The sequence below is a fragment of the Pseudomonas sp. NPDC087346 genome, from assembly GCF_044744235.1.
Taxonomy (GTDB): Bacteria; Pseudomonadota; Gammaproteobacteria; order Pseudomonadales; family Pseudomonadaceae; genus Aquipseudomonas.
This window is the reverse complement of the sequence record NZ_JBIUXX010000120.1, coordinates 1-7,014: the sequence shown is the minus strand read 5'-3', so window position 1 is coordinate 7,014 and position 7,014 is coordinate 1. Positions and strand designations below refer to the sequence as shown.

Annotated in this window: 8 protein-coding genes; all 8 read right to left on the bottom strand. The window is 57.6% G+C overall.

The features are described 5' to 3' along the window. Positions 1–1,197: RIP metalloprotease RseP (gene rseP / locus ACIOZM_RS30875; protein ID WP_401221293.1), on the bottom strand; the 1,197-nt coding region annotated here is incomplete at its 3' end. Positions 1,198–1,249: 52 nt separating this feature from the next. After that, complete coding sequence (gene ispC, locus ACIOZM_RS30870; protein WP_401221292.1) at positions 1,250–2,440, bottom strand: 1-deoxy-D-xylulose-5-phosphate reductoisomerase; 1,191 nt, start codon at positions 2,438–2,440, stop codon at positions 1,250–1,252. Next, positions 2,437–3,243 (bottom strand): phosphatidate cytidylyltransferase, encoded by an 807-nt coding sequence (locus tag ACIOZM_RS30865; protein ID WP_401221289.1) that lies wholly within the window; start codon positions 3,241–3,243, stop codon positions 2,437–2,439. The genes ispC and ACIOZM_RS30865 overlap by 4 nt, the downstream gene beginning before the upstream one ends. After that, positions 3,243–3,998, bottom strand: coding sequence for a polyprenyl diphosphate synthase (gene uppS / locus ACIOZM_RS30860; RefSeq protein ID WP_401221286.1), 756 nt, complete (start codon positions 3,996–3,998; stop codon positions 3,243–3,245). The genes ACIOZM_RS30865 and uppS overlap by 1 nt, the downstream gene beginning before the upstream one ends. A 13-nt stretch (positions 3,999–4,011) precedes the next feature. Beyond that, positions 4,012–4,569: a ribosome recycling factor gene (gene frr, locus ACIOZM_RS30855; RefSeq protein WP_401221284.1), complete on the bottom strand. Its 558-nt coding sequence runs from the start codon at positions 4,567–4,569 to the stop codon at positions 4,012–4,014. After that, entirely contained in the window at positions 4,566–5,309 is a 744-nt protein-coding gene (pyrH, locus tag ACIOZM_RS30850; protein WP_003222124.1) for a UMP kinase, read from the bottom strand. The genes frr and pyrH overlap by 4 nt, the downstream gene beginning before the upstream one ends. A gap of 209 nt (positions 5,310–5,518) precedes the next feature. Further along, positions 5,519–6,382: a translation elongation factor Ts gene (gene tsf / locus ACIOZM_RS30845; protein WP_401221281.1), complete on the bottom strand. Its 864-nt coding sequence runs from the start codon at positions 6,380–6,382 to the stop codon at positions 5,519–5,521. A gap of 191 nt (positions 6,383–6,573) precedes the next feature. Then, positions 6,574–7,014, bottom strand: a 441-nt coding sequence (gene rpsB, locus ACIOZM_RS30840) for a 30S ribosomal protein S2 (RefSeq protein ID WP_401221278.1), incomplete at its 5' end; no start/stop codon positions are given.

Genomic DNA, 7,014 nt, shown 5'->3' with positions numbered 1-7,014 from the left:
AGGAATGGGCAGCAAATTCAGAACGCCCAGGCTAATACTCAGATAAGCAAGGAAATTCAGGAAATCAGCGACGCCCGACTGGGCAGAAGCGCCCGCCACTTTAGCAATGGTTATCGGTCCACTCAAGTTTTTTACCGAGAGCTCGCCGAACAGCATTTTCTTCAGTGAGTCCAGCGTCAGTACGCTCATGGTCCAGGTGCGGTGAGCGCCCTCGCCAATTGCCGCTAACGGACCATAACTGACCTCGCGGATCATCTCCGGCGGCCAGTCCACAGCTTTCACCCCGGCACCCAGATAACCGCTTGGCGCCTTGCTTTCGCCGCGAGCAGCCAGCGTCACCGGGACGTCGATTTGAGCACCGTCACGCTCAACGCGCAGCACAATTTTGGTATCAGGACGCGTACGAACGGTATCAACTACCTGCTGCCAGTCATCCAGAGCCTTGCCATCCAGAGACAGCAGGCGATCACCGGTTTTCAGGCCAGCAGCCTGGGCCGGGCCTTTCGAATCAAGTTCGGCAAGCACCGGCGGCAATGCCGGACGCCATGGACGGATGCCGAGCGAGCGGATCGGGTCCGGTTCGTCGGCACCTTTCAGCCACTTGTCCAACGTCAGCTCACGCGGCGAATCCGCCGTGGAACCTTGTTCGCGCACATTTATTTGCAGGGAACCGCTTTCACCCAGCCGGCGAACCAGTTGCAGGTTGACCGCCGCCCAGCCAGTGGTCGGCTCGCCATCAACGGCGATGATTTCCTGCCCGGCACCCAAACCAGCCTTGGCCGCAATGCTGCCAGACTCGACGGCACCGATCACCGGACGGATTTGCTGGCTGCCAAGCATTGCCAGCACCCAGAAGAACACCAGGGCCAGCAGAAAGTTGGCTATCGGGCCAGCAGCAACGATGGCGATACGCTGACGAACGGATTTGCGATTGAACGACTGGTCGAGTTGATCGACCGGCACTTCGCCTTCACGCTCGTCGAGCATCTTGACGTAGCCGCCCAGCGGGATCGCCGCAATGACAAACTCCGTGCCCTTCTTGTCGTGCCAGCGCAGCAGCGGCATACCGAAGCCTACGGAGAAGCGCAGAACCTTGACCCCACAACGACGCGCGACCCAGAAATGGCCGAATTCGTGAAAGGTGACCAGAACACCCAAGGCAATCAGGGTGCCGGCAATCATATAGAGCGCGCTCATCTACTTTCTCCGCAATCCTGTTCAGTGCCGCGTGGAGCCAATATTACAAATTCTATCGACCGTGACGGCTCAGCCATTGCCCGGCCAGCGTTCGTGCCTTGGCATCCGCGGTGAATACCGCATCGAGATCATCCAGAGCGACTACAGGCTCCAGATTCAACACTTCCTCGATGATACTCGCGATTTCCGGGTAACGTACCCGTCCGTCGAGAAACGCCGCAACCGCTACTTCGTTGGCCGCATTGAGCATTGCCGGCGCACTGTTACCTGCCTCGGCAGCTTGCCGCGCGAGACGCAGACACGGGAATCGACCCTCATCTGGGGCCTCGAAATCCAGTCGCGCAATCGCGAACAGATCCAGTGGCGCCACGCCTGAGTCAATACGCTCAGGCCAGGCCAAGGCATTGGCAATCGGCGTGCGCATATCGGGATTGCCCAACTGGGCCAGCACCGAACCATCCACGTAATCGACCAGCGAGTGGATCACACTCTGCGGATGAATCACCACTTCGACCTGTGACGGCTTGGCATCGAACAACCAGCAAGCCTCGATCAACTCAAGGCCCTTGTTCATCATGCTGGCGGAGTCCACCGAGATCTTCCGGCCCATCGACCAGTTCGGGTGCGCACAGGCTTGATCAGGTGAAACATGCGCCAGCTCAGCCATTGGTGTCTGCCGGAACGGACCACCAGAAGCCGTAAGAAGAATCCGACGCACACCGACCGAACCCAACCCACGGGCAAAGTCGTGCGGCATGCACTGGAAGATCGCGTTGTGCTCGCTGTCGATCGGCAGCAACACCGAACCGCTCTTGCGCACAGCCTGCATGAACAAAGCACCGGACATCACCAGTGCTTCTTTATTCGCCAGGAGGATTTTTTTGCCAGCCTCAACAGCCGCCAAGGTCGGACGCAGGCCTGCCGCACCAACGATAGCCGCCATCACCGCGTCGACTTCAGGAGCAGCAGCGACCTGACACAGGCCCTCCTCCCCCACCAGTACGCGAGTGGACAAACCGGCGGCCCGCAAATCGTCCTGCAGCTTTTGCGCGGCAACGGCTTGCGGCACTACAGCAAACTGCGGCACATGGCGCAGACACAGCGAGAACAGCTCACTCAGACGAGTGAAGCCGCTCAAGGCAAAAACCTGATAACGCTCAGGGTGACGAGCGATGACGTCGAGGGTACTGAGACCAATCGAGCCGGTCGCCCCAAGAACCGTAATCTGTTGTGCGCGGCTCACGGTGCAGCCATCCACAGCAACACCGCGAAGATCGGGATCGCCGCCGTCAGGCTATCGATCCGATCCAGCACACCACCATGACCCGGCAGCAGGTTACTGCTGTCCTTGATCCCGGACTGACGCTTGAACATGCTCTCGGTGAGGTCACCCACAACCGAGATGAACACGATCAGCGCAGCGCCGATCAACGCCTTGAACAACTCCGCCACAGTCCAGTCGCGAACCAGACCGACCACCGCAGTGATCACCAGGCTCAGAACCAGACCGCCGTACACGCCTTCCCAGCTTTTGCCAGGACTGACTTGCGGCGCCAGCTTGCGCTTGCCGAAGGCACGACCGGAGAAGTAAGCGCCGATATCAGCCCCCCAGACCAGCACCATCACAGCCATGATCAGCCAGTTACCCAACGGGTACTGCTTGATCTGCACCAGCCCTTGCCAGGCTGGCAGCAGAATCAACAAGCCGATGACCAGTTTGCTCGCAGCACTGGACCAGCGCTCGCTCGAAGCCGGGTAAGTCAGCACCAGATATGTCGCCAACGCCCACCACAACACCGAAGCACCCAGCACCCATGGTGCAAGGTCAGGCAGGATGTACATGAAGAACAGCAACAATGCGACAACGGCGGCGTAACCGACACGGAACGACTGAGCGGTGAAACCGGCCAGACGCGCCCATTCCCAGGCGCCCAGACTTACGACCAGTCCGATGAACAGCGCAAAACCGGAACCCTGCAGCAGGAAAAACCCGCACAGGGCGATCGGCAACAGGATCAGCGCAGTGATGATTCGTTGTTTAAGCATTAAACCCGGGCTCCAGCTTCGACCTGTTCGCTCGTTTTACCGAAACGACGCTGGCGCGAAGCGAAATCGGCCAGCGCAGTGCGCATGGCTTCGTGTTTGAAGTCCGGCCAGAACAGGTCGGAGAAGTACAACTCGGCGTAAGCCAGTTGCCACAGCAGGAAGTTGCTGATGCGGTGCTCGCCACCGGTGCGGATGCACAGATCCGGCAACGGCAGATCGCCAGTCGCCAGACAGGTTTGCAATAGCTCCGGGGTGATGTCTTCCGGACGCAGATGCCCGGCCTGAACCTCACGGGCCAGACGCTGCGCAGCCTGCGCAATGTCCCACTGCCCGCCGTAGTTGGCGGCAATTTGCAGGACAAAGCGGTTGGCACCGGCAGTCATGGCCTCGGCTTCGCGCATCGCAGCCTGTAATTCAGGATGGAAGCGCGAGCGATCACCAATGATCCGCAAGCTGATGTTGTTGTCGTTGAGGCGCTTGGCCTCACGACGCAGGGCCTTGAAGAACAGATCCATCAAGGCACTGACTTCATCGGCTGGACGCTGCCAGTTTTCACTGGAGAAGGCGAACAGGGTCAGCACTTCGACCTTGGCCTCGGCGCAAACCTCAATTACTGCCCGTACAGCATCCACTCCCGCTTTATGCCCGGCGACACCCGGCATAAAGCGTTTTTTCGCCCAGCGATTGTTGCCATCCATGATGATCGCGACATGGCGCGGCACCGCGGACGGCGCAGTCTGCTTGGTCTTATCCATTGAAACGCGACCCTTATACGGCCATCAAGTCCGCTTCTTTTTGCTTGGTGGCCGCATCGATATCAGCCTCAGCCTTGTCGGTCAGCTTCTGGATGTCGGCAGCAGCACGACGCTCTTCGTCTTCGCTGATTTCCTTGTCCTTGACCAGCTTCTTCAGCTCGCCCAAGGCATCACGACGAATGTTGCGCACGGCAACACGAGCATCTTCCGCTGCGCTACGCGCCTGCTTGGTGAAGCCCTTGCGGGTTTCCTCGGTCAGGGCTGGCATGGAGATCAGCAACAACTCGCCCAGATTGGTCGGATTGAGGTTCAGACCGGCGCTCTGGATTGCCTTGTCGACGGCCGCGAGCATGTTGCGCTCGAATGCCACGACTTGCAGGGTGCGCGAGTCTTTTACAGTGATGTTGGCCACTTGGGTGATGGACGTGTCCGTGCCGTAGTAAGGCACCATCACGCTACCGAGGATGCTCGGGTGCGCCTTGCCGGTACGGATCTGACCGAATGCATGGGACAGCGAGTCCAGGGATTTCTGCATGCGCTCTTGAGCGTCTTTCTTGATTTCGTTGATCATTGTTGGCCTTCCTCGATCAGAGTCCCTTCAGCGCCGCCGTGAACGATGTTCAGCAGGGCACCGGGCTTGTTCATGTTGAATACGCGCAGCGGCATCTTGTGGTCGCGGCACAGGCAAATAGCTGTCAGATCCATCACGCCCAGCTTGCGATCCAGCACTTCATCATAAGTCAGATGATCGAACTTCTCGGCATGCGGGTCTTTGAACGGGTCAGCAGTGTAGACGCCATCGACCTTGGTCGCTTTCAGCACGACGTCAGCATCGATTTCGATGGCACGCAGGCAGGCAGCCGAATCCGTGGTAAAGAACGGATTACCGGTACCGGCGGCGAAAATCACCACGTCCTTGGAGTTCAGGTGACGCATGGCTTTGCGGCGATCGTAGTGATCGGTCACGCCAACCATGGAAATCGCCGACATGACGATGGCCGAGATATTGGCACGTTCCAGCGCATCACGCATGGCCAGGGCGTTCATCACAGTGGCCAGCATGCCCATGTGGTCGCCTGTCACCCGATCCATGCCGGCTTTGCTCAAGGCTTCGCCGCGGAACAGGTTGCCACCGCCGATCACCAGACCGACCTGAACGCCGATACCGACCAACTGGCCGACTTCCAGCGCCATCCGATCCAGTACTTTTGGATCGATCCCGAACTCTTCCGAGCCCATCAGGGCCTCGCCGCTAAGCTTGAGTAGAATGCGTTTATAGCGAGCCTGATAACCACTGCCCTGCTGAGCCATTGCGAATCTCTCCTGCGGCGTATTTAAAAATTCTTTGCGAGCTGTTTACAGCTGGCGTTCACTCTAGCTTGGCGCTGCTTCAGCGCCATCGGAACCTGGCTTTGTAAGTCAGTTCCCAGCGGAAACCAATTAAAAATTGGTAACCCCATCTGAAAAGAGGCTGCGCGCGTAAGCGGGCAGCCTCTTTCGGGCGACAGTTGAAAACTGTCTTATTGCTTGGCGGCAGCCAGCTGGGCAGCAACTTCTTCAGCGAAGTTGTCGACCGGCTTCTCGATGCCTTCGCCTACTTTGAAGTAGGTGAAGGAAACGATTTCAGCGCCAGCTTTCTTGGCCAGCTCGCCAACCTTGATTTCAGGGTTCTTGACGAACGCCTGTTCAACCAGGCTTGCTTCTGCCAGGAACTTGCTGATACGGCCTTTGACCATATTTTCAACAATGTTTTCTGGCTTGCCTTTGATTTTTTCTTCGTTCAGCTGCAGGAACACAGCTTTTTCGCGCTCGATAGCTTCAGCCGAAACTTCCGATGGCAGCAGGAACTCAGGGTTGCTGGCCGCTACGTGCATAGCGATGTCTTTGGCCAGTTCAACGGTGCCGCCTTTCAGAACAACTGCAACACCGATCTTGTTGCCGTGCAGGTAGCCACCAACAACGTCGCCTTCTACGCGAACCAGACGACGGATGTTGACGTTTTCGCCAACTTTGCCGACCAGTACCAGACGAGCAGCTTCTTGAGCTTCGATCAGCGGAGCAACATCAGTCAGCTTGTCGGCGAACGCTTTTTCAACGCTTGCAGCAACAAATGCCTTGAAGTCGTCCTGCAGAGCCAGGAAGTCGGTCTGCGAGTTCACTTCCAGCAGAACAGCGGATTTGCCGTCTTCTTTCAGTGCGATCGCGCCTTCAGCAGCTACGTTACCTGCTTTCTTGGCAGCCTTGATTGCGCCCGAAGCACGCATGTCATCAATGGCTTTTTCGATGTCGCCGTCAGCCTTTTCCAGGGCTTTCTTGCAATCCATCATGCCTTCGCCGGTACGCTCGCGCAGTTCTTTAACCAACGCCGCAGTAATTGCTGCCATTTTCAAATTCCTCTTGGATAGGTTTTCAACCATTCCACCCGATCGAACGGGCGTTCAATTCTTCCCGAATCACCTTGTAGCCGCTGCACGTTACAGATGCTGTAGCTGCGCTGCCGACAAATGGTTTTCGAGGTGGCAAAAAGGGGGCCAAGCCCCCTTTTTGCTTACTGAGTCAACGCCAGGGCGTCAAATTACTCAGCTGCAGCCTGAGTTTCTTCAGCTGCGAACTCTACAGTACCGCCGGAAACATTGTTGCGACCACGGATAACAGCGTCAGCCATCGAACCCATGTACAGCTGGATAGCGCGGATTGCGTCATCGTTGCCTGGGATGATGTAGTCAACGCCTTCCGGGCTGCTGTTGGTATCGACTACGCCGATAACCGGGATGCCCAGCTTGTTGGCTTCGGTGATCGCGATGCGCTCGTGATCAACGTCGATTACGAACAGTGCGTCTGGCAGACCGCCCATGTCCTTGATACCACCCAACGAACGATCCAGCTTCTCAAGATCGCGAGTGCGCATCAGCGCTTCTTTCTTGGTCAGCTTGGCGAAAGTACCGTCTTCGGCTTGCTCTTCAAGGTCACGCAGACGCTTGTTGGAAGCACGGATGGTTTTGAAGTTGGTCTGCAT